This is a genomic window from Paraburkholderia bengalensis (assembly GCF_037126505.1).
Lineage (GTDB): Bacteria > Pseudomonadota > Gammaproteobacteria > Burkholderiales > Burkholderiaceae > Paraburkholderia > Paraburkholderia bengalensis.
This window is the reverse complement of the sequence record NZ_JACFYJ010000011.1, coordinates 13,772-35,645: the sequence shown is the minus strand read 5'-3', so window position 1 is coordinate 35,645 and position 21,874 is coordinate 13,772. Positions and strand designations below refer to the sequence as shown.

Below are 21,874 nucleotides of genomic sequence, written 5' to 3'. Positions count from 1 at the left end.
TCAATGCGCGCCGCGCTTCTCGCTGTCGAGATGCGCCATCTGCGCGGCCGCGTAACGCTCGCCCGCTGCCGCGCCTTTGGGCACGGCCTCTTCGATGGCGGCGAGGTCGTCGGCGTCGAGCTTCACGTCGAGTGCGCCGAGTGCTTCCGTCAGCCTGTCGCGCCGCCGCGCGCCGACGAGCGGCACGATGTCGTCGCCTTGCGCGGCGACCCACGCAATCGCGATCTGCGCCACCGACACGCCCTTGCTTTGCGCAACCTTGCGCAGCGCTTCGACGAGCGCGAGATGCGCTCGACGTTCTCGCCCTGGAAGCGCGGGCTCATCGCGCGGAAATCGCCCTTGCCCGCCGCGTCCTTCTGCCAGTGTCCGCTGATGAGCCCGCGCGACAGCACGCCGTAAGCCGTCACCGCGATGCCGAGTTCGCGCAGCGTCGGCAGGATGTCGTCTTCGATGCCGCGCGAGACCAGCGAATACTCGATCTGCAGATCGCAGACGGGCGCGACGGACGCCGCCTTGCGGATCGTCGCCGCACCCACCTCGGACAAGCCGACGTGGCGCACATAACCTGCCTGGATCATCTCCGCAATCGCGCCGACCGTCTCCTCGATGGGCACGTTGGGATCGAGCCGCGCGGGACGGTAGATGTCGATATGGTCGACGCCCAGGCGCTGCAGTGAGTACGCGAGAAAATTCTTCACGGCGGCGGGCCGCGCATCGTAGGCCGTCCAGCCGCCTGCCGGATCACGCATCGCGCCGAACTTCACGCTGATGAGCGCGTTGTCGCGCCGCGACGCCGGCGCGCTACGGAGCGCCTCGCCGAGCAGGATTTCGTTGTGGCCCGAGCCGTAGAAGTCGCCCGTGTCGAACAGCGTGATGCCCGCCTCCAGCGCCGCATGAATGGTCGCGATGCTTTCGGCGCGGTCGGCCGGTCCGTACATGCCCGACATGCCCATGCAGCCGAGGCCGAGCGCCGAACTCGCCGGTCCCGTCTTGCCGAGTTGCAGTTGCTTCATGTTGGTTCTCTCCGTGAATGCGTTGATCGGTTGAACCGTCGCGCGTCGACTGGTGTGCGCCGTGCGCGACGTGTGCCACGCAGTATCGGCGCAAACCGACCGTGCGATAATCCACTTCAATCCGAATGCCCTGTGCGGAATTGCGAACAATCGTCGAACCCGATCTGGCCGATCTGAAAGCCTTTGTCGCCGTCACGGCCGCGCGCGGCTTTCGCAATGCGGCAGTCACGCGGGGCGTGTCGGCGTCGTCTCTGAGCGAGGCCGTGCGCCGTCTCGAGCAGCAACTCGGGGTGCGCCTGCTGAACCGGACCACGCGCAGCGTCACGCCAACGGAAGCGGGCCAGCGGCTGTTCGAGCGGCTTTCGCCCGCGTTCAGCGAAATCTCGACGGCGCTCGACGCGGTCAATCTGTTCCGCGACAGCCCGACGGGCACGTTGCGGCTGAACGTGCCGTCCATCGCCGCGCGCGAAATCCTGCCCGCCTTGCTGTCGCGTTTTCTGGCCGCGCATCCCGGCATCACCGCCGAGGTCGCGTCGAACGACACCTTCATCGACATCCTCGCAGCCGGCTTCGACGCGGGCATCCGCTACGACGAACGCCTCGAACGCGACATGATCGCCGTGCCGATCGGCCCGCCGATGCAGCGCATGATCGCGGCCGCGTCGCCCGCGTATCTGCACACGCACGGCGAGCCGCGGCATCCCGACGAGCTGGTGCGGCACGCGTGTATCGGCCATCGCTTCGAAAGCGGCGTGCTGGCCGTGTGGGAATTCGCGCGCGGCAGCGAGACGGTGCGGATCGTGCCGAATGGGCCGCTCATTGCGTCGGTCATCGAGTTGCAGCGGCGCGCGGCCATCGACGGGCTCGGCATCGTCTATTCGTTCGACGAGTTCCTGCGCCCCGCGCTCGACGACGGCACGCTCGTGCCGATTCTTCACGACTGGTGGCAATCGTTCACGGGCCCGCGTCTGTACTACGCGAGCCGCGAGCACATGCCCGCGCCGCTGCGCGCGTTCGTCGATTTCGTCTTGCAGGATAACGGCCGCCGCACGGCGTGCTGATTCGGCGCTGATTCAACGCTGATTCAACGCTGATTCAACCCGACATGGCGCGCGTCAGTGCGCTTCCCTTGGCTGCGTGCCCCCGGCCGTCATGGCCGTCACGGCGAGCACATCCTGTTCTCTGCCTGGCTCGCGCGCAAGCGGGCCGGCGTGCCACCCACCGATCGTCGTCCGCTTCACGGCGAAGCGCGTCGACACGCCGCGCCCGACAACACGTTTTCCCCGTCTTGCGCGTGCTGCCCGCATGACTTGCCGCGATTGCGTGTACCCTCCGGACTGTATTCAGCGACTTGATGAGCACGCGCACCGACACGACCGACGACCGGTAAATCCGAGTCGCCGGGCATGGAAGTGCGAAGGTCCACTCGGCGGCTGCATCGCGCGATGCCATCGCATGAGCACGGAATCGATCGATGACGACGCATCCATTGCCTGCCGTGCTGTTCGGCGCATTCGACCGGCACAACTTCGGCGACCTGCTGTTTCCGCATGTGGCTGCGCGCCTGCTGGCCGCGCGCGGCGACCGCGCCGTGCAGATGGCAGGACTCGCCGCGCGCGATCTGCGCGCGCAAGGCGGGCATCGCGTGACGCCGCTTGTACAGTTGCGCGACGCCGCGTTCGACCTGATCCACGTGGGCGGCGAAATCCTCTCGTGCGATGCGTGGGACGCCGCCGTCATGCTGCAGTCGCCCGCCGACGCGCAGCGAATCATCGCGTCGCAGCGCCACGCGCGGCTCGAATGGGCGCAACGCGTGCTGGGCATGCGCGATCTTGCGCCGTATGTCGCGTCGAAGCGCACGGTGCCGGGCGCCGCGCACGTGGCGTTTCATGCTGTCGGCGGCGTCGAACTCGACGAGCGGCCGGGCGCGCTGCGCGACGAAGTGCTCGCCAGGCTCGCCAGCGCCGATGCCGTCAGCGTGCGCGACGTCCACACGCAGAGGCTGCTCGCGAAGTCGGGCGTCGAAGCACGACTCGCGCCCGACAATGCGCTGCTGGTCGCCGAACTGTTCGGCGACACGATCCGCGAGCACGCGGCCCACGGGGCTGTCGCGCGAATCCGCGAGGCCGCGCCGCGCGGCTATCTCGCCGTGCAGTTCAACGCGACATTCGGCGACGACGCGACGCTCGCGCGAATCGCCGCGCAACTGGACCATGTCGCGGATGCACACGATCTCGCCGTGGTGTTCTTCCGCGCAGGCGCGGCGCCGTGGCACGACGACCTGTCGTGCTTGCAGCGCACGGCGGCGCGCATGCGCGCGCCTCGCGTGCAGATGCTCGGTTCGCTGAACATCTGGGACATCTGCGCGTTGATTGCGGGAAGCCGCGCGTATCTCGGCAGCAGCCTGCATGGGCGGATCATCGCGATGGCGTATGCGCTGCCGCGCGTGAACCTGCTGCACGACCAAGACTTCGCGCGGCCATGCAAGCAGCTCGCGTTCGCCGAAACCTGGGAAGACGCGATCCCAAGCGGCGCATTCAACGCGACCCATGCACCCGCCGCGGTGCGTGTCGGCGAAATCGCCGACGGCATCGACGCTGCGCTGTCCGTCCCGTCCGCGCGGCTCACGCGATTGGCCGCGCGGCTCGCGACGCTGTGCCGCGACGCCTTTCAAACGGTGGTTCCGGTGACGGGCTGATCGAAGCGCGTGAGCGCCGTCGATGTGCAGAATCGGCGCAATCTGCCGTTAAAGGGATGGAAGCCAAGGATCGCAGCCAGGCATTGTGGCCGATCCCGGCAGCACCGACGCCCCGACCGGCATTTTCGCCGGGACGCACCCGCACCGTAAAATAGCGAGATATTCGACTCTGGACCCGTCATGCCCAATCACCTTGGCCCGCGCACCTCAGCCGACGACGACTCGGAAATGTTCGATCTCGCGCCCGTCGCGCTCTGGCTCGAGGACTTCAGCGGCGTGAAGGCGCTGTTCGAGGACTGGCGAGCGCAAGGCGTGACCGACCTGCGCGCGCACATCGGCGACGACATCAGGCGCGTGGCCGAATGCGCGAGCCGCATCCGCGTCGTCAAGGTCAACCAGAAAACGCTGTCGCTGTTCGAAGCGGCGGATTTCAATGCGCTGACGGACAACCTGCCGGCGATCTTCCGCGACGACATGCTGAAGACGCACCTCGAAGAACTATGCCAGTTGTGGGCGGGCCAGCCGCAGTTCACGAGCCAGACGGTCAACTACACGCTCGGCGGGCGCCGCCTCGACGTGCTGCTCAAGGGCAAGGTGCTGCCGGGACACGAAGCGCGCTGGGACCGCGTGCTGGTATCGACGGAAGACATCACGGAACTCGAAGGCGCGCGACACCGCGTGACGGCCGCCGAGCAATACGTGCGCGGACTGTTCGAGCATTCGCCCGTGTCGCTGTGGGTCGAGGACTTCAGCGCCGTCAAGCGGCTGCTCGACGAAGCGCGCGCGGCGGGCATCAGCGATTTCCGCACCTTCACCGACGTGCATCCGGAGTTCGTCGAGCGCTGCATGGCGGAGATTCATGTGCTCGATGTGAACCAGCACACGCTGGATATGTTCGCCGCGCCCGACAAGCGGACGCTGCTCGCGCGCCTGCCCGAAGTGTTCCGCGACGACATGCGCCCGCATTTCCGCGAGCAGCTGATCGACCTGTGGGAAGGCAAGCTGTTCCAGCAGCGCGAAGTGCTCAACTATTCGCTCGAAGCGAACGAGGTGCACGTGCATCTGCAGTTCTCCGTGCTGCCCGGGCACGAACGCGACTGGGACCTCGTGCTCGTCGCGCTCACGGACATCACCGCGCGCAAGAAAGCCGAAGCGTATCTGGAGTTTCTCGGCAAGCACGACGTGCTGACAAAGCTGCGCAACCGCTCGTTCTACGTCGACGAACTGAACCGGCTGGAGCGCAAGGGGCCGTGGCCCGTCACCGTGATCATGGCCGACCTCAACGGCCTGAAGCGCGTGAACGACCAGCTCGGCCACGCCGCCGGCGACGCACTGCTGCGCCGCGCCGGCGAAGTGCTGGCCAAGGCGATGGAGACGCCGTTCAACGCGGCGCGCGTCGGCGGCGACGAGTTCGCGATTCTGCTGCCCGGCACCGACGAGCGCGGCGGCGCGGCGATGATCGAAACGATCCGCCAGCTCGTCGATCTGAACAACCAGTTCTATCCGGGCTCGCCCATCAGCTTTTCGATGGGTGCCGCGACCGTGCAGCGCGGGGAGCGGATCGAAGCGGGCGTGCAGCGCGCCGACCTTCTGATGTACGAGGAAAAGCGCGCGCACTACACGTCGCAGGCAGCGGCGGGCGCGGACAAGTAGCCGTCATTGCTTCACGGGCACGCCGTAAGCGCTGACGATGCGGCGATCCTGTTCCGCCGCCGAAAACAGCTCCCATTCGAGCCCGTTCACGTCGACGCTGCTCGAATAGCCCTGCACCGCGTCGTCCTCGAAACCGACGTGACGCAATTGCCCCGCTTTTTCAGGCTTTTCGTTGATGGAGAAGTTCAGCAGTTGGGTGCGCCACATCGCGTACTGGCCGGGCACAACAGCCGAGGGCGGCTGTCCGAGACGGCGGCTGTAGTCTTCGATCGATTCGTCGAGATTCGCGACGGCCAGCGCGATGTGAAAACGCTTCATGATGGTGCGCTCCTGGAAAGTGATTCGCGTTGTTTGAATGGACGGCGCAACCATCGTAATTGCGGCGCCTAAGCGTAGCCAGATCAGCAAACATGCTGGTATCGGCGTTACCTGCTTTTCGACATGAAGGGAGACACGCGCCATGCTGTCCCATGTGTTCGTCGGCGTGAACGACTTCGAGCGCGCATTCGCGTTCTATTCAACCGTGCTGGCCGAGCTGGGCCTCGTGCTGAAGTTTCGCGAGGACGACCGGACGTGGGCGGGATGGATGAAACCCGGCGTCGCGCGGCCGCTGTTCCTCGTCGGCAGGCCGTTCGACGGCGCGATGGCCGTCGCGGGTAACGGTCAGATGATCGCGTTGCTCGCGCGCGACCGCGCGAGTGTCGATCGCGCGCATGCGGCGGCGCTCGCGCACGGCGCGAGCTGCGAAGGGCCGCCCGGACTGCGGCCCGAATATCACGCGAATTACTACGGTGCCTACTTTCGCGATCCTGACGGCAACAAGCTCTGCGTGTGCTGCCACCATGCTCCGTGACGGCGCGACCGGCTGCATGACGTCACGCGCGACGTAGCGCACCACGTCATGCGGGCGCTCAGTTCGTCGTCACATACTTGCGCGCGGGCGCGGGCCGTTGCACGGGCGGCGCCACGGGGGCGAGCGTGCCGCGCATGCGCTTCACTTCGTCGACGGGACTCAGGCCGAACAGGCGCTTGAATTCCCGGCTGAATTGCGACGCGCTTTCATAACCCACGCGCGCCGCCGCGGCGCTCGCATTCAATCCGTCCTGCACCATCAAGAGACGCGCATGATGCAGACGCGTCGTCTTCACGTACTGCATCGGCGAAGTCGACGTGACGGTCTTGAACTGCGCATGAAACACGGCGAGGCTCATGCCCGATTCGCGCGCCAGCGTTTCGACATCGAGATTGCCCTCGTACTCGGTGTGAATGCGCCGCAGTGCCTTCGCGATGCGCCCGAAGTGATGCTGATGCGTGAGCGCCGCGCGGATCGCATCGCCCTGCACGCCCGTCAGCACGCGATAGCAGATCTCGCGCACGATCGACGGCGCGAGAATGCGCGCATCGACGGGCGATACGAGGGCTTCGAGCAGACGCAGCACGGCGTCGCTCAGCGGCTGGTCGAGCGGCGTCGAGTAGATGCCGCGCGGCTCGCTGTCGACGGCGCCATGCGTTTCGTTGAGCAGCATCAGCAGTTCGGCGACCATCGTCAGATCGACGCGGATCGAAATGCCGAGGAACGGCTCGTCGACGCTCGCTTCCGTCTCGCATTCGAACGGCAGCGGCACGGACAGCACGAGATATTGCTGCGCGTCGTAGATATACGAATGGCCGCCCAGATAGCCGCGCTTTCTGCCCTGACAGACGATCACGATGCTGGGCTCGTACATGACGGGGCGGCGCGGCATGGGATGATTCGCGCGCAGGAACTTGACGCCTTCGAGGGGCGCATCTGTCATGCCCTCAGCGGGCGCCAGCGTGCGCAGCAAGTCCACCATGCGCTGTTGCGGCGCGTGCCCGGCGAGCGACGCGTCAGATGAAGGTTTTGTGTCGGCCATGATGAAAGTCCAGTTGGCGAAACATGAGACGCCAGAGAATATGGCTTGAAATCTAGCATTAAATGGCCTATCGCGAGCGCGGCCAGGAGAATTAGGCAAGCCTTCAAGACGTTCAGGTATTCCCTGGGCCCGTTGCGGTCCCTAACATGGGAACCCTGTCGCAAAGCCCGCTTTCTGTCCGCACTATTCGTCCGCCGCCTCCCATAAGGCACGCGAGCCCGCGCGGCCCGGTTGTTCCGGCGGATCATCCTGCGGACATCCCGCGTGCCTCGGCGCACGACAGATTCGTCCGCCGCGCCCCCTGCTGCGCGGCGCCTCGGCACAACGCATCAACCAGCTGGAGCCCTCATGACCACGACTTACGCCTATGCCGCAAGCGACGCGCAATCGAAACTCGCGCCGTTCGAATTTCAGCGTCGCGATTTGCGCGAACACGATGTGCAAATGGAAGTCCTGTTTTGCGGCGTCTGTCACTCGGACCTGCATCAGGCGCGCAACGAATGGAAGAACACGATGTATCCCGTCGTCCCCGGCCATGAGATTGTCGGCCGCGTGACGAAGGTCGGGCCGGACGTATCGAAGTACAAGGTCGGCGATCTCGTCGGCGTCGGCTGTCTCGTCGATTCGTGCCGCACCTGCGCGAGCTGCCAGGAAGGCCTCGAACAATACTGCGAGAACGGCTTCGTCGGCACCTACAACGGCAACGACCGGCAGACGGGCGCTGTCACGTACGGCGGTTACTCGACCCAGCTGGTCGTCGATGAAGACTTCGTGCTGCGCGTGCCGGAGAACCTCGATCCCGCAGGTGTTGCGCCGCTGCTGTGTGCGGGCATCACGCTGTACTCGCCGCTGCGCACGTGGGGCGCGGGGCTCGGCAAGAAGGTCGGCATCGTCGGCCTGGGCGGCCTGGGTCATATGGGCGTGAAGCTCGCGCATGCAATGGGCGCGCATGTCGTGCTGTTCACGACGTCGCCGTCGAAGATCAAGGATGCGAAGCGTCTCGGCGCCGATGAAGTCGTGATTTCGAAGGACGCGGCGCAGATGGAAGCGCATCTGAACAGCTTCGATCTGATCGTCAACACCGTCGCGGCGCAGCACGATCTGAATCCGTTCATCAGCCTGTTAAAGCGTGACGGCACGCTGACGCTGGTGGGCGCGCCAGAGCACGATCATCCGTCGCCGCAAGTGTTCAACCTGATCATGAAGCGTCGGCGTCTGGCCGGCTCGCTGATCGGCGGCATTGCCGAAACGCAGGAGATGTTGGACTTCTGCGGCAAGCACGGCATTACGTCCGACATCGAGATGATTTCGATGCATCAGATCAACGACGCATACGAGCGCATGTTGAAGAGCGATGTGAAGTACCGCTTCGTCATCGATCTCGATTCGCTGCGCAAGTAACGGGCAGCAGGACCCCGCGCTTTACCCCTTCCAACCGGGCCGCGCAGCATGGCGGCCTGTCCCTGCTTCCCGCCTGGCCTTTGCCAATGCAGCCGTTGTATCGGCGCGCCTCCCTTTCGGGACGGAGCACGCCGAGGTGTTTTCTGCTGGTCCGTGTTTTTGTGGAATGTCCCGTCTTTTGTTTTGCGTCGGACCGGAGTGAGGCGCTAAGGCGTCGACTCCCGCGACCGCACTGCGTGCATGGGACCAGAGTAAGGCGCTAAGGCGTCGACTCCCGCGACCGCACTGCGTGCATGGGACCAGAGTAAGGCGCTAAAGCGCCAACTCTGGCGACCGCACTGCGTGCATGGGACCAGAGTAAGGCGCTAAAGCGCCAACTCTGGTCGACATAGGAGAGTTACGTGACTGATCGTATTCAGGCGATGCGTACGTTCATGCGCATCGTCGATACCCATAGCTTTACACGCGCCGCTCAATCGCTCGACATTCCACGCGCGACGGCGACGACCATCGTTCAGAACCTGGAGGCGATACTCGGCACCGCGTTGCTGGTGCGCACGACCCGCCGCCTGAGCCTCACGCCGGAAGGCGCGGCGTACTACGAGCGCTGCGCGCAGATTCTCGCCGATATCGACGAGATGGAAGCAAGCCTGCGGCAAACGCTCGACAACCCCAGCGGACGCTTGCGTGTCGAGATGCCGGGCGCGGTGGCGACATCGATCGTGCTGCCCGCGCTCGACGATTTTCACGACCGCTACCCCGCCATCGACCTCGCGATCGGCGTGAGCCATCGCAATGTGGATCTCGTCGGCGAGGCGGTCGATTGCAGCATCCAGCTGGGCGAGTTGCCCGACTCAGGCCTGGCCGCGCGTCGGCTAGGCACGCTCGAGCATGTGACGTGCGCGAGTCCCGCCTATTTGCAGCGGCACGGCACGCCGGAGAGTCTCGACGATCTGGCCAATCATGTCGCCGTGAACTGCATGTCGCCGCATAACGAACGCGCCGTCGATTTCGATTTCGATGTCGGCGGCAGTCCGTTGACCGTCAAGGTGAACGGCTTCATCAAGGTCAGCGACGAGCATGCTTATCTGACTTGCGGGCTGCAAGGGCTCGGACTGATCCAGCCTGCGCGGATCGCCGCACAGCCGTTGCTCGATCAGGGCTTGTTGCGCGAGGTGCTGCCGCAGTGGAAGCCCGTGCCGATGGCCGTATCGGTGGCTTACGTGAAGGGGCGGCGCGTGTCGCCGCGTGTTCGGGCGTTCGTCGATTGGCTTGCCGATCTGTTCGAACAGCAAGGGCATGTGGAGGCGGATCTGTCGCGCGTGAGGCTGGTTTTGCGCGGGGGGTTGCAGGCGGCCTGAGCTGGCAATCGCGCGCGCTAGTCGGGCGATGACGAGCGCACCTTGCGCGCCCGCGCCTCCCCCACCACCCTCGCCAACGTCGCATCGCTCATCCGCGCGGCCACGTCGCGCACATACTCATGATGCCGCGCGTCGAGCGGCGCACGCAGATGCTGCGCCTGCAGATAGCGGATCAACGCAATCCGCCGATGCCCAAGCGCAATGCTCTGATCGAGCAGCGCAACGGCGGCCTGTGCATCGCCTGCCGCATACGCGCGCTTGAGCAGTTCGGATGTTGCAGCGCGCGACATCTCGAACGCTCAGCGCACGTCGGACGCCGCGCGATACACGTCGAAATCCTCGCGCGTCCAGTCCAGCTCGACACCGATCCGCTTCGTGCCCTCGCGAATCTTCGGCTTGTGCAGCGACAGCGTGAGTGCATCGAGCGCCGGCCATTCGACGAACGACAACTGCGCGATTTCGACGGCGAGCGTCTCGAGCATTCTCGTATGCGGCTTCGCAGACAGAAACTCGCTCACGCGATTGCAATACCGCTCGTAATCGATCATCGCATGCGTGCCCGCCTCCGAAGGCTCGCATCGGTAAGCAAGGCTCGCGTCGATCACGACCGGCTGCGGCGCGAGATGCTCGTGCGCGTGAATGCCGATGCGCGTCGACACTTCGAGCTCGTCGATGAACACACGCCAGCCCTTGCCTCGCGAAGACGCAGACAAAGCAGGCCGCACATAAGCCGCCAACGGCGCTTCGAACGGCTTCACGAGATCAGCGGCTCGGCCGCGTCGAGCATGATACGGACGAAGTAATCGGCGAAGCTGCGGCGCACGACGATCTCGAACGTATCGTCGGCGACGGGCACGAGCACGATTGACGCCTTGAAGTAATGGCTCTGCGCGCACTGCCCCGGCGCGAACATGCGCGGATGCAGATCGAGCGGACAGCCCCGCGCGATCACGTCGCGCACCTTCTCGCCGCTCACTTCGAGCACCGTCCATCCGCTGCCGATATCGACGGCGGATGCGAACTGCCCTTGCAGCGCCTCGACGAGTTTGTCTTCGGCGATGGGCGCTTGCGGCTGCTGCGAGCGCACGAGCCATTCATCCGGGCCCAGCCACAGCACGTCGTAGCCGTTGCCGCGCGCCACCGTGTTCGGCTTTGCGGGAGCGCGGCAACCCGTCACGCTTTCGACGGCACCCTGAAACGCGGCGTCGTTGGCATCGCCGCGCAGGTTGACGAGATCGCAAAACGCCTTCTCGCGCAGATGGAACTTCTTCGACGGCGCGCTTGCATGCTTCTTCACGAGCGCATCGACACCGACGAGCGGCGATTCCTGCCACGGTTGACCGGCCCCACGCTGCGCGACAGCCGACGTTGCGCCCGGTGCATTGTTCCTTGCTTCATTCCACATGTTGACGCACTCCTTCCGTGTCGTAGAAAACGGGGCTCGCGATCTTGGCGGCGATCTGCTTTCCGCTTGCCAGCGGAATCGTCACGCTCTGCCCCATCTTGTTCAGGCCGCCCTTGACCACGGCGAGCGCGATCGAACGATTCAAAATCGGGCTGTAGTAACTCGACGTCACATGACCAAGCATGGGTGCCGTCTCGCCCTGGAACGGACCCGCCACAATCTGGCTTCCTTCGGGAAGCACGAACTTCGGATCATCGGTAAGCAGACCGACGAACTGCTTGCGGCCTTCCTTCGCGGTATCCGAGCGCGTGAGCGACCGGCGACCGAGGAAGTCCTTCGTCTTCGCGACCAGCCCGCCCATGCCGAGATCGTGCGGCGTGATCGAACCGTCCGTATCCTGACCGACGATGATGTAGCCCTTCTCCGCGCGCAGCACATGCATCGTTTCCGTGCCGTACGGCGTGATGTCGAACTCGGCGCCCGCGGCCATCAGCGCTTCCCACACCGCGCGGCCCATGTTCGCGGGCACGTTCACTTCATACGCAAGTTCGCCCGAGAAGCTGATGCGCATCACGCGCGCCTTCACACCCGCGACGGTGCCGTTGCGATACGACATGAACGGGAACGCTTCGTTGGCGAAGTCGATGTCGCTGCACACTTTCTGCACGACCTTGCGGCTCTTCGGCCCAACGACCGCGAACGTCGCCCAGTGATCGGTGACGGACGCGAGGCGCACCTTCATGTCCGGCCACTCGGTTTGCAGCCAGCGCTCCATCCACGTCAGCACGCGCGCCGCGCCGCCCGTCGTGGTCGTCATCATGAAGTGCTGATCGGCGAGGCGCACCGTCACGCCGTCGTCGAACACCATGCCGTTCTCGTCGAGCATCAAACCATAGCGGCACTTGCCGACTTCGAGCTTGGTCCACGGGTTCGTGTACATCCAGTTCAGCAGCTTCGCGGCGTCGGGCCCCTGAATGTCGATCTTGCCGAGCGTCGACGCATCGAGAATGCCGACGCTGTTGCGCACCGCGAGGCATTCGCGCTTCACCGCCGCGTGCAGATCTTCGCCGCTCTTCGGGAAGTACCACGGGCGCTTCCAGTTGCCGACGTCCTCGAACATCGCGCCGTTTTCGACGTGCCATTCGTGCACGGCCGTCTTGCGGATCGGATCGAGCAGGTCGCCGAGTTCGCGGCCCGCGAACGTGCCGAAGGTCACGGGCGTGTAGTTCGGGCGGAACGTCGTCGTGCCTGTTTCCGGAATCGTCTTGCCGAGCGCGTCGGCGAGAATCGCCATGCCGTTGATGTTGCCGAGCTTGCCCTGATCGGTGCCGAAGCCCATCGCCGTATAGCGCTTCACGTGCTCGACGGATTCGAAGCCCTCGCGCGCGGCAAGCAGAATGTCCGACGCCGACACGTCGTTCTGGAAATCGACGAACTGCTTCGGTCCGCGCGTCGCTTCCGCGCGGCTGCCGACGAGCCACAGCGGCTGAATCGGCGACTCGACCGTTTCCGCGACATGCGGCACCTTTGGACGCGTCGCCGCATAGCCGATCGACTTCACGGCTTCGACGCCGGCATCGACGGCGAGCCGCAAACCGCGCGCAAGGCTGAACTCGCCCGCCGCCGCGCCGATGCTCGTCTCCGGCTGCATGCCCTTGCCGGGCACGAAACACGCCTTCGAGTCGTTCCAGTGCGCCTTGCCGCCCGACTGTGCGAACAGGTGCAGCACGGGACTGTAGCCGCCCGACATCGCGACGAGATCGCACGGCAGGTCTGCCTGCTTCGCGCCCGTCTTGCCGTTCGCGTACGCAACCACTTCAACGGACGTCACACGCTGCTTGCCGTGCGCTGTCATGACGGCTGCGTTGTTCATGATCTTCACGCCGTGTCGGCGCGCCGCCGCCTGCAACGCGCCGCTGCCTTGCGCGCGCGGATCGACGACCGTGACGGTCGCGCCGCAGGCCTTCATGTCGAGCGCGCACTGATAGCCCGCGTCGTTGTTCGTGAACACGACGGCGTTGCGGCCCGGCATCACACCAAAGCGATGGATATACGTCGACACCGCCGACGCCAGCATCACGCCCGGCAGATCGTTATTGCCGAACACGATGGGACGCTCGTGCGCGCCCGTCGCGAGAATCACGCGTTTTGCGCGGATTTTCCACAGCAGTTCGCGCGTGCCCTTGCGCATCGATACAGGCAGATGGTCCGTCAAACGCTGCGTCACCGTGACGAGGTTGTGGTCCTGATAGCCGAACGCCGTGCTGCGCGACAGGATCTTCACGTCCGGCATGCGCGACAGTTCGGCCTCCATCTTCTCGACCCAGCTCATCGCCGAGCGCCCGTCGATCTCCGTCTTGCACGACAGCAGACTGCCGCCGAGTTCGCGCTGGTCGTCGACGAGAATCACGCGCGCGCCGCTCACGGCCGCCGCATGTGCCGCCGCCAGACCCGTCGGGCCGCCGCCCACCACCAGCACGTCGCAATGCGCGAAGCACTTGTCGTAGCGATCGGCGTCGCGCACTTCCGGCGACTTGCCGAGACCGGCTGCTTCGCGAATCTTCTCTTCGTACTTCGGCCAGAACTTCGCGGGCCACATGAACGTCTTGTAGTAGAAGCCCGCGGGCATGAAGCGCGCGAACTTCTGGTTGATCGCCATGCGATCGTGTTCGAGATTCGGCTCGGCATTCACGCTCGTCGCGACGAGCCCCTGGTACAGCTCGATTTCCGTCGCGCGCGCGTTCGGCACCGTGTACGCGCCGCGCTCCAGTTGCACGACGGCATTCGGCTCGGCCACATCGGCCGTGACGATGCCGCGCGGGCGGTGATACTTGAAGCTGCGCGCCACGAAGTGCACGCCGTTGGCGAGCAGCGCGGACGCGAGCGTGTCGCCCTGAAAGCCCTGATACGTGCGTCCGTTGAACGTGAAGGTCAGCGGAATCGCGCGGTTGATGCGCCCACCGGCGCCGAGGCGGTTGTTCTGGCTCATTGCTGGTTACCCTCGTTTGCTTCAGCGGACGTGTGGCCCGTCTTGAACGTGTCGTAGCCTTGAATCTGATAGGTCACCGTGTCGCGCGTCGCCATGAACCAGCGTCGGCAGCCCTGCGTGTGCAGCCATTGCTCGCGATGCACGCCGCGCGGGTTCTTGCGCATGAACAGGTAGTCGCCCCACTCTTTGTCAGTGAGCTTGTCGGTGTCGAGCGGGCGGGCGATATCGGCTTCGCCCCCGCAGGTGAATTCGGATTCGGCGCGCGGCCCGCACCACGGGCATTCGATCAGCAGCATGTCAGGTTCTCCTCTCGCAGTGCGCGTTTAGTGGGCCACGGCAGCAGCGCCGTGTTCGTCGATCAGATGACCGGTATAGAAACGGTCCAGCGAGAACGGCGCATTCAACGGATGCGGCTCGTCCTTCGCGATGGTGTGCGCGAACACCCAGCCCGAGCCGGGCGTCGCCTTGAAGCCGCCCGTGCCCCAGCCGCAGTTGAAATACAGGCCCTTCACGTCGGTCTTGCTGATGATCGGGCATGCATCCGGCGACACGTCAACGATGCCGCCCCACTGGCGGTTCATCCGCACGCGCGAGAACACCGGGAACATTTCGACGATCGCTTCGAGCGTGCCTTCGATGATGTTGAAGCTGCCGCGCTGCCCGAATCCCGTGTACTGATCGACGCCCGCGCCGATCACGAGATCGCCCTTGTCGGACTGGCTGATGTACGCGTGCACCGCGTTCGACATGATCACCGTGTTGACCACGGGCTTGATCGGCTCCGACACGAGCGCCTGCAACGGATGGCTTTCGAGCGGCAGGCGGATGCCCGCCATGTCGGCGAGTGTCGTCGTGTTGCCGGCGGCGACCACGGCGACCTTCTTCGCCTTGATGAAGCCCTTCACGGTATCGACGCCCGTCACGCGACCACCGTCGCGGCGGATGCCCGTCACCTGACAGTTCTGGATGATGTCGACGCCCGCCTGGTCCGCGCCACGCGCGAAGCCCCACGCGACGGCATCGTGCCGCGCGACGCCCGCGCGACGCTGAATGGACGCGCCCAGCACGGGATAGCGGCTGTTCAGATTGATGGTCGGCTCGATTTCCTTGATCTGCTCGGGCGTGAGGAATTCGGCATCGACACCGTTCAGGCGGTTCGCGTTCACGCGGCGCTCGGTGTCGCGCACGTCCTGCAGCGTATGCGCGAGATTCATCACGCCGCGCTGCGAGAACATCACGTTGTAGTTGAGGTCTTGCGACAGGCCTTCCCACAGCTTCATCGCCTTTTCATACAGCGCCGCCGATTCGTCCCACAGGTAGTTGGAACGCACGATGGTCGTGTTGCGCGCCGTGTTGCCGCCGCCGATCCATCCTTTCTCCAGAATCGCGACGTTCTTCACGCCGTGTTCCTTCGCGAGGTAGTAAGCGGTCGCGAGACCATGCCCGCCGCCGCCGACGATCACCACGTCGTATTCCTTCTTCGGTTCCGGGCTTCTCCATTGCCGCTCCCAGTTCTCGTGATACGACAACCCGTTGCGGAACAGACTGAAAATCGAATAGCGGCTCATCTCGCAGACCCCTTCGTTGTTGCCTTGCTGGTTTCCATTAACACTCGATGACGTTCACGGCCAAACCTCCGCGCGACGTCTCCTTGTATTTCGTTTTCATGTCGGCGCCCGTTTCGCGCATCGTCTTGATGACGTTATCGAGCGTCACGTAGTGCTGGCCGTCGCCCTTCAACGCCATGCGCGATGCGTTCAGCGCCTTGATCGCGCCCATCGCGTTGCGCTCGATGCACGGAATCTGCACGAGCCCGCCGACGGGGTCGCACGTCATGCCGAGGTTGTGTTCCATGCCGATCTCGGCGGCGTTCTCGACTTGCGTCGGCGTGCCGCCCATGACGGCCGCGAGCGCCGCCGCCGCCATCGAGCACGCAACGCCCACTTCGCCCTGGCAGCCCACTTCCGCACCCGAGATCGACGCCGTTTCCTTGTAGATGATGCCGATCGCGGCCGCCGTCAGAAGGAAGTCGACGATGCCGTTTTCATTCGACCCCGGCACGAACTTCACGTAGTAATGCAGCACGGCGGGAATCACGCCTGCCGCGCCGTTGGTCGGCGCCGTCACGACGCGGCCGCCCGCGGCGTTCTCTTCATTGACGGCCATTGCGTAGAGGTTGACCCAGTCGAGCATCGACAGCGGATCACGCAGCGATTCTTCCGAACGCGAGCGCAACTGCACGGTCAGATCGGCGGCGCGGCGCTTGACCTTCATCGGACCGGGCAGCTCGCCGTGCATCTTGCAGCCGCGCTCGACGCATGCGGCCATCGTGCGCCAGATGGTGAGCAGGCCTTCGCGCACGTCTTCGGGCGAGCGCGACGCGCATTCGTTCGCGAACGTCACCTGCGCGACGGAGAGCCCGCTTTCGCGGCAGACGCGCATCAGATCGTCGCCGGTGCGGAACGGATACGGCACTTCGCCGCCCGCGCGCACGCCGTTCACGCGATCGCCGTCGCGGTTGACGACGAAGCCGCCGCCGACGGAGTAATACTCTTTCTCCACCAGCAACTGGTCGTTCTCGTCGAACGCCTGGAAGCGCATGCCGTTCGGATGCACGACGCTGCCCGCGCCGCTCATGAGGCGGCGAAAGAACGACACGCTTTCTTTCTCGTCGAAGCCGATCTCATGCTTGCCGAGCAGCGCGAGGCGCTTGTCTTTGCGGATCTGCGCAAGGCGCGGCTCGATCAGGTCGGGGTCGATGGTGTCGGGCAGATGGCCTTCGAGGCCGAGCAACACGGCCTTGTCGGTGCCGTGGCCCTTGCCCGTCGCGCCGAGCGAGCCGTACAGCTCGACCTTGACGCGGCGCACGAACGCAAGCAGGTTCGCGTCCTCGATATGCGAAGCGAAGCGGCACGCGGCGATCATCGGGCCGACAGTGTGCGAACTCGAAGGGCCGATGCCGATCTTGAACAGGTCGAAAACGCTGACGTTCATGGAAACCTTGCTCAGTTGAGTGGGCGGAATTTCGTCGAATCCGGCGTGGATTGCGCAGTGACGCCAGTACACCAAAGCGTAAAATCGGCTGATAGAACAAAAACGGCATCGGCGTGGGATGGCAGCGCCAGATCGCGCCCCGAATGCGTTTCTGCGCAACTCCGTGACGGAAAAACGCAAGTCCCCGCAGCGTGCGATCCGCGGGATCGCAGGCGGGACGGTGGGCTGGCGCTTCGCATCCGCGAAGGTCGATGTCGGAAAACGACAAGAGGCGCAAGCGAGAATCGGCGACGCTAGGGTTATGCCGCGCGCGCGTGGTCGGCCGTCACCCAATTTGTTTCTGCCGGCTCGCGCCGCTTTGTGCAAGCGCCTGTCGGCTGTGTTGAACCTGTCGGACCCTTGCGCCATTGCGCCATGACCATCGCTGATTCGCTACCGCTGACTTCCATCGACGCGCTTCCCAAAGAGCGCATTCGATTCGGCATCATCCTGCTGCCGAACTTCACGCTGACGGCGTTCTCGGGCTTCGTCGACATGCTGCGCCTGTCCGCCGACGAAGGCGACTACAGCAAGCCCGTGCGCTGCTCCTGGAGCGTGATCGGCGAATCGCTAGCGCCCGTGCGCGCGAGTTGCGGCATCCAGATCACGCCGTGGGAAACCTTCGCCGATGCCGAGCCGTTCGACTACGTGGTGGTGGTCGGCGGGCTGCTGCATTCGGGACCGCAGGCGAGCGACGACACGCTGCAGTTCATCCGCGCGGCCGCGCGCACGAGCGCGACGCTGGTCGGCATCTGCACGGGCGTGTTCGCGCTGATGCGCGCGGGCGTGCTCGACGCGCACCGCATCTGCGTCAGCTGGTTTCACTACTGGGATTTTGTCGAGCGCTTTCCGTCCGTCGATTCGGATGCGCTGGTAGCAGATCGCCTCTTCGTGATCGATCGGCGGCGCATCACGTGTTCGGGCGGGCGTGCTTCGATCGACGTGGCCGCGGCGATCTTGCTGCGGCACTTCGAAACCGCCACCGTGCAGAAAGCACTGCGGATTCTGCTGGTCGGCGAGATGCAGAAGGGCAATGCGCCGCAGCCGCATCCGCCGGGGCTCGAACCGGCGACGCATCCCAAAGTGAAGCGCGCGATTCTGCTGATGGAGCAGCACGTCGGGCGCGCGTTGCCGCTAGAGGAACTGGCTTGCAAGCTGGATCTTTCGCCGCGACAGCTGGAGCGGCTGTTCAAGGCGGAGACGGGGAAAAGTCCGCAGTCGTTTGCCAAGCAGGTGCGCTTGCGCACGGCGGCGTGGCTGCTGACGAGTTCCGACCGGACGGTGGCGGATATCGCTTCGAGTTGCGGGTTTTCCGATGCTTCGCATCTCGGGCGCGAGTTTCGCAAGGAGTTCGGCATGCCGCCCGTGATGTTTCGCGAGCAGCGCGGCGGAGCGCCTGTTGAAGGCGATGCATCGGCGGCGTATGACGAGACGTTTCCGGGGCGAGTCGACGTGTTTTAGGGCTCTTCTGCGGTTGCGACTCGCAGAATACGAAATCAGATGTTGCGAGCGATGGCACCACTGCTTTTGTGTTTTATTTCGGCATCCTATGTTTCGGATCGTTCCGACGCGCAATCACGATTCTGACCATCAGCTTTTGATTAGCGCTAGCGGGATCGGCAGCATTCGCCTCGATCGTCGGTCGTCGCCGAAAACACAAATGACAACAGCGGTTGCACGACGCGGGACAGCCTGCCCCGCGTCGTGCTAGTCAGAAGCGAACCAGAAGCCAAGCCCGATCAGGAATCCTCGGCCCACCCCATATTGTCGCGCGCCATCATCGCCGTCGAAGCACCCGGCCCGAACGTACCCGCCGTATAACTGCGCGGCTTGTCGCCGTTGCGCTTCCATCCTTCGATGATGGGGTCCACCCACGTCCAGGCCGCTTCCAGTTCGTCGCGGCGCATGAAGTGCGTGAGCCTGCCGCGCACGACGTCGATCAGCAGGCGCTCATACGCTTCCGCGCGACGGCTCGTGAAGGCCTGCTCCAGATCGAGATTCAGATTCACGGGCAGCGTGCGCATGCCGCTGCCCGGCTCTTTTGCAAGCATCTGCAATTGAATCGACTCGTTCGGCTGCAGCTGGATCACCAGACGATTGCCGCAGTTGCGCGGACCGCAAGGGCTATTCGGCATGATAGAAAACGGCAGATCCGCGAATTCAATCACGATTTCCGACAGCTTCTTCGCCATCCGCTTGCCCGTGCGCAGATAGAACGGCACGTTCGCCCAGCGCCAGTTGTTGATATGCGCGCGCAATGCGACGAACGTTTCGGCGCGGCTGTCGGGCGGCACGTTGGCCTCTTCCAGATAGCCCTTCACCGGCTCGCCGCCGACGGCGCCCGCCGTGTACTGGCCGCGCACGGTATCGCGCGCGATGTCTTCGGCTGTCATGGGGCGCAGCGAGCGCAGCACTTTCAGCTTTTCGTCGCGCACGGCATCGGCATCCAGCGATACAGGCGGCTCCATCGCGACGATGCACAGCAACTGCAGCAAGTGGTTCTGCACCATGTCGCGCATCGCGCCCGTGTGATCGTAGAAGCCCGCGCGCGTGCCCACGCCGACCGACTCCGCCACCGTGATCTGCACGCTGCGAATGTACGGCGCCTGCCACAGCGGCCCGAAAATCGCATTGCCGAAGCGCAGCACCATCAGGTTCTGCACCGTTTCCTTGCCGAGATAATGGTCGATACGATAGATCTGATGCTCGGCGAAATGCTTGCCGACGGCATCGTTGATTGCCTTCGCCGATGCCAGATCGTGACCGAGCGGCTTCTCCAGCACGACGCGCGAATATTCGTCGAGCAGGTTGTGCGAGGCGAGGTTGTCGGAGATCGTCGTGAACAGTTCCGGCGACGTCGACAGATAGAACACGCGCAGCGCGTTTTCACGCGACACTTCGGCAAGACGCGCGTAGTCGTCCGATTGATCGACATCGACGCGCACGTATTCGAACAGCGACAGAAAACGGTCCCACGCGGACGCGTCGAACGCATTCGACTCGATGAAGGGCCTGCTCTGCTCCTCCATCCATTTCACGTAGTCGTCGCGCTGCCAGTCGCGGCGGCCGATTGCGAGAATGCGCGTTTCGGCGGGCAGATTGCCGTGCGTGTGCGCCATATACAGCGCGGGCAGCAGCTTGCGGGCTGACAGGTCGCCGGCGCCGCCGAAGATGATCATGTCGAGCGGGCGGTCCGGCGAAACAGGAGCGGTGGAAGTCGTCATAGCGCGATCGCAAAAATGAACTGCTGGGGAAAACGCCAACCTGCCCGCGCCGCCCGTTGAGGCAGCGCTTACGTCGGACATGTTCGCGCGAGACGCCTATGGTGCAACGTTTTCGGATTGTTTGCACGCTTGCTGTCGTGACGCGAACGGACGTTCGTTCGGCTTCTTCCTGCTACTTCCCGCTTTTTTCCGTGGCTTTGCGCGCACTGCTGCCTGAAAGGCAACCGTCATCGACGCTCGTTCATGCAAACGCTCATGCTCGCGCTCAGCCAGGACTCACACGGCGCCGAGCGCCGCGCGCGCGACGCGTCCCGCCGCGAGATCCCACGCCGCGCAACCGACCGTCTTGAACACGATGGGTTGGTCGAATGCCGGCCTGCGCGCGAGCGCGCCGTCGATGCCCGTCACCGTCGACCAGTCGATGCCCGCCTGAATGAAATCACCCGCTTCGTGCTTGGCGCCCGCCAGATCGTCGACGAACAGCGCGCTGCCCGCGAGCGTGCGCGCGCCGATCTCGCACATCTGCGGCGTGAACGCGCCGACGCCGATCACGAGGCGCTGCGCGCGCGCGCGTCGTCGTAGACGGCCTGGCGGCTCGTCGTCAGCGCGATGACGACATCGACAGAAGCGGGCGTCGATGCATCGGCGAGCGGCTGCAGATCGCGCACGACGCCGCGCTGCGTGTCGCAGAACGCCTGCGCGCGCGCCGCCGACGTACCCCGCACGCGTACGCGCGCATCCGGATACAGCTCGCCGATTGCCTGCAGATGACTCACGGCCTGCGTGCCCGTGCCGATCAGCAGAATGTCCTGCGGCGCGGCGCGCGACAGCGTCTCGATGCCGAGCATCGTCATCGCGGCCGTGCGGCGGCCCGTGACGGTCGGGCCGTCGAGAATGAACAGCGTCTTGCCCGTATCCGCGTCGAACGCCATCACCTGGCCGTGGATGGTGGGCAGCGCCCGCTCGCCGTTGCGCGGGCACACGTTGACGAGCTTGTGGATTGCGAGATCGCAGGCCGCTGCGGGCATCGACAGCATGATGCCGTTGTCGTTCAGCGGCACGACGAGCCGCTCGGGGCTCGCGACGCGGCCGGCGGCGTAATCGGCGGCGGCTGTCTTCAGCGCGTCGACGAGCGCGCGAAACGGGATCAGGCGCGCCGTGCCGGCGGCGTCGAAAATCGGCGTGCTGCTCATGTCGATGCT

General features: G+C 64.9%; 17 protein-coding genes and 2 pseudogenes. 7 read left to right on the top strand and 12 right to left on the bottom strand.

Translation table 11 applies throughout. The features are described from left to right. Positions 1-1,013: pseudogene (locus H3V53_RS09605) on the bottom strand (aldo/keto reductase). A gap of 149 nt (positions 1,014-1,162) precedes the next feature. Between H3V53_RS09605 and H3V53_RS09600 the strand changes: the two are divergent. The 3 genes from H3V53_RS09600 (at position 1,163) to H3V53_RS09590 (ending at position 5,364) form a co-directional block, all read left to right on the top strand. Further along, positions 1,163-2,074 (top strand): LysR family transcriptional regulator, encoded by a 912-nt coding sequence (locus H3V53_RS09600; RefSeq protein WP_336597817.1) that lies wholly within the window; start codon positions 1,163-1,165, stop codon positions 2,072-2,074. Between the two features lie 413 nt (positions 2,075-2,487). Beyond that, on the top strand, positions 2,488-3,711 hold the full coding sequence (locus H3V53_RS09595) for a polysaccharide pyruvyl transferase family protein (RefSeq protein ID WP_336597755.1): 1,224 nt from the start codon (positions 2,488-2,490) through the stop codon (positions 3,709-3,711). Between the two features lie 180 nt (positions 3,712-3,891). Next, positions 3,892-5,364: a sensor domain-containing diguanylate cyclase gene (locus H3V53_RS09590; protein WP_336597754.1), complete on the top strand. Its 1,473-nt coding sequence runs from the start codon at positions 3,892-3,894 to the stop codon at positions 5,362-5,364. Between the two features lie 3 nt (positions 5,365-5,367). On the opposite strand, the gene H3V53_RS09585 is transcribed toward H3V53_RS09590, so the two are convergent. Then, on the bottom strand, positions 5,368-5,682 hold the full coding sequence (locus H3V53_RS09585; RefSeq protein WP_336597753.1) for a VOC family protein: 315 nt from the start codon (positions 5,680-5,682) through the stop codon (positions 5,368-5,370). Positions 5,683-5,824: 142 nt separating this feature from the next. Here H3V53_RS09585 and H3V53_RS09580 point away from each other — a divergent pair, with 142 nt between their 5' ends. Continuing rightward, positions 5,825-6,217: a VOC family protein gene (locus H3V53_RS09580; RefSeq protein WP_336597752.1), complete on the top strand. Its 393-nt coding sequence runs from the start codon at positions 5,825-5,827 to the stop codon at positions 6,215-6,217. A gap of 58 nt (positions 6,218-6,275) precedes the next feature. Here H3V53_RS09580 and H3V53_RS09575 read toward each other — a convergent pair whose 3' ends face one another. Then, positions 6,276-7,259 (bottom strand): AraC family transcriptional regulator, encoded by a 984-nt coding sequence (locus tag H3V53_RS09575; RefSeq protein ID WP_336597751.1) that lies wholly within the window; start codon positions 7,257-7,259, stop codon positions 6,276-6,278. A 348-nt stretch (positions 7,260-7,607) separates the two neighbouring features. Here H3V53_RS09575 and H3V53_RS09570 point away from each other — a divergent pair, with 348 nt between their 5' ends. Together H3V53_RS09570 and H3V53_RS09565 are read left to right on the top strand one after the other, a co-directional pair. Then, positions 7,608-8,660, top strand: coding sequence for an NAD(P)-dependent alcohol dehydrogenase (locus H3V53_RS09570; RefSeq protein ID WP_336597750.1), 1,053 nt, complete (start codon positions 7,608-7,610; stop codon positions 8,658-8,660). Positions 8,661-9,082: 422 nt separating this feature from the next. Further along, positions 9,083-10,021, top strand: coding sequence for a LysR family transcriptional regulator (locus tag H3V53_RS09565; RefSeq protein WP_419539467.1), 939 nt, complete (start codon positions 9,083-9,085; stop codon positions 10,019-10,021). Positions 10,022-10,038: 17 nt separating this feature from the next. On the opposite strand, the gene H3V53_RS09560 is transcribed toward H3V53_RS09565, so the two are convergent. The 7 genes from H3V53_RS09560 to H3V53_RS09530 are packed head-to-tail and all read right to left on the bottom strand — an operon-like array spanning position 10,039 to position 17,409. After that, a complete protein-coding gene (locus H3V53_RS09560; RefSeq protein ID WP_336597748.1) occupies positions 10,039-10,311 on the bottom strand; it encodes a hypothetical protein in 273 nt (90 codons plus the stop codon). A gap of 9 nt (positions 10,312-10,320) precedes the next feature. Beyond that, complete coding sequence (locus H3V53_RS09555; protein WP_054926468.1) at positions 10,321-10,779, bottom strand: dihydroneopterin aldolase; 459 nt, start codon at positions 10,777-10,779, stop codon at positions 10,321-10,323. After that, positions 10,776-11,426: a sarcosine oxidase subunit gamma gene (locus H3V53_RS09550; protein ID WP_336597747.1), complete on the bottom strand. Its 651-nt coding sequence runs from the start codon at positions 11,424-11,426 to the stop codon at positions 10,776-10,778. The genes H3V53_RS09555 and H3V53_RS09550 overlap by 4 nt, the downstream gene beginning before the upstream one ends. Next, positions 11,416-14,415, bottom strand: coding sequence for a sarcosine oxidase subunit alpha family protein (locus H3V53_RS09545; protein WP_336597746.1), 3,000 nt, complete (start codon positions 14,413-14,415; stop codon positions 11,416-11,418). Before H3V53_RS09545 ends, H3V53_RS09550 begins: the two co-directional genes overlap by 11 nt. Then, on the bottom strand, positions 14,412-14,711 hold the full coding sequence (locus H3V53_RS09540) for a sarcosine oxidase subunit delta (protein WP_336597745.1): 300 nt from the start codon (positions 14,709-14,711) through the stop codon (positions 14,412-14,414). Before H3V53_RS09540 ends, H3V53_RS09545 begins: the two co-directional genes overlap by 4 nt. A gap of 27 nt (positions 14,712-14,738) precedes the next feature. After that, the gene (locus H3V53_RS09535; RefSeq protein WP_054926470.1) at positions 14,739-15,983 is read right to left on the bottom strand and encodes a sarcosine oxidase subunit beta family protein; all 1,245 of its coding nucleotides are present in this window, start codon (positions 15,981-15,983) and stop codon (positions 14,739-14,741) included. A 37-nt stretch (positions 15,984-16,020) separates the two neighbouring features. Then, positions 16,021-17,409 (bottom strand): L-serine ammonia-lyase, encoded by a 1,389-nt coding sequence (locus tag H3V53_RS09530; protein ID WP_336597744.1) that lies wholly within the window; start codon positions 17,407-17,409, stop codon positions 16,021-16,023. A 414-nt stretch (positions 17,410-17,823) separates the two neighbouring features. Here H3V53_RS09530 and H3V53_RS09525 point away from each other — a divergent pair, with 414 nt between their 5' ends. Further along, positions 17,824-18,909 (top strand): helix-turn-helix domain-containing protein, encoded by a 1,086-nt coding sequence (locus H3V53_RS09525; protein ID WP_054926464.1) that lies wholly within the window; start codon positions 17,824-17,826, stop codon positions 18,907-18,909. A 278-nt stretch (positions 18,910-19,187) separates the two neighbouring features. Here the strand turns inward: H3V53_RS09525 and zwf are convergent, their stop codons facing one another. Continuing rightward, positions 19,188-20,672, bottom strand: coding sequence for a glucose-6-phosphate dehydrogenase (gene zwf / locus H3V53_RS09520; RefSeq protein WP_336597743.1), 1,485 nt, complete (start codon positions 20,670-20,672; stop codon positions 19,188-19,190). Between the two features lie 276 nt (positions 20,673-20,948). Beyond that, positions 20,949-21,865: pseudogene (gene lhpI / locus H3V53_RS09515) on the bottom strand (bifunctional Delta(1)-pyrroline-2-carboxylate/Delta(1)-piperideine-2-carboxylate reductase). Positions 21,866-21,874 lie beyond the last annotated feature (9 nt).

Coding starts and splice junctions, on each gene's coding strand:
- H3V53_RS09595 (WP_336597755.1), top strand. CDS start 2,488: ATGACGACGCATCCATTGCCTGCCGTGCTGTTCGGCGCATTCGACCGG.
- H3V53_RS09590 (WP_336597754.1), top strand. CDS start 3,892: ATGCCCAATCACCTTGGCCCGCGCACCTCAGCCGACGACGACTCGGAA.
- H3V53_RS09585 (WP_336597753.1), bottom strand. CDS start 5,682: ATGAAGCGTTTTCACATCGCGCTGGCCGTCGCGAATCTCGACGAATCG.
- H3V53_RS09580 (WP_336597752.1), top strand. CDS start 5,825: ATGCTGTCCCATGTGTTCGTCGGCGTGAACGACTTCGAGCGCGCATTC.
- H3V53_RS09575 (WP_336597751.1), bottom strand. CDS start 7,259: ATGGCCGACACAAAACCTTCATCTGACGCGTCGCTCGCCGGGCACGCG.
- H3V53_RS09570 (WP_336597750.1), top strand. CDS start 7,608: ATGACCACGACTTACGCCTATGCCGCAAGCGACGCGCAATCGAAACTC.
- H3V53_RS09565 (WP_419539467.1), top strand. CDS start 9,083: ATGCGTACGTTCATGCGCATCGTCGATACCCATAGCTTTACACGCGCC.
- H3V53_RS09560 (WP_336597748.1), bottom strand. CDS start 10,311: ATGTCGCGCGCTGCAACATCCGAACTGCTCAAGCGCGCGTATGCGGCA.
- H3V53_RS09550 (WP_336597747.1), bottom strand. CDS start 11,426: ATGTGGAATGAAGCAAGGAACAATGCACCGGGCGCAACGTCGGCTGTC.
- H3V53_RS09545 (WP_336597746.1), bottom strand. CDS start 14,415: ATGAGCCAGAACAACCGCCTCGGCGCCGGTGGGCGCATCAACCGCGCG.
- H3V53_RS09540 (WP_336597745.1), bottom strand. CDS start 14,711: ATGCTGCTGATCGAATGCCCGTGGTGCGGGCCGCGCGCCGAATCCGAA.
- H3V53_RS09535 (WP_054926470.1), bottom strand. CDS start 15,983: ATGAGCCGCTATTCGATTTTCAGTCTGTTCCGCAACGGGTTGTCGTAT.
- H3V53_RS09530 (WP_336597744.1), bottom strand. CDS start 17,409: ATGAACGTCAGCGTTTTCGACCTGTTCAAGATCGGCATCGGCCCTTCG.
- H3V53_RS09525 (WP_054926464.1), top strand. CDS start 17,824: ATGACCATCGCTGATTCGCTACCGCTGACTTCCATCGACGCGCTTCCC.
- zwf (WP_336597743.1), bottom strand. CDS start 20,672: ATGACGACTTCCACCGCTCCTGTTTCGCCGGACCGCCCGCTCGACATG.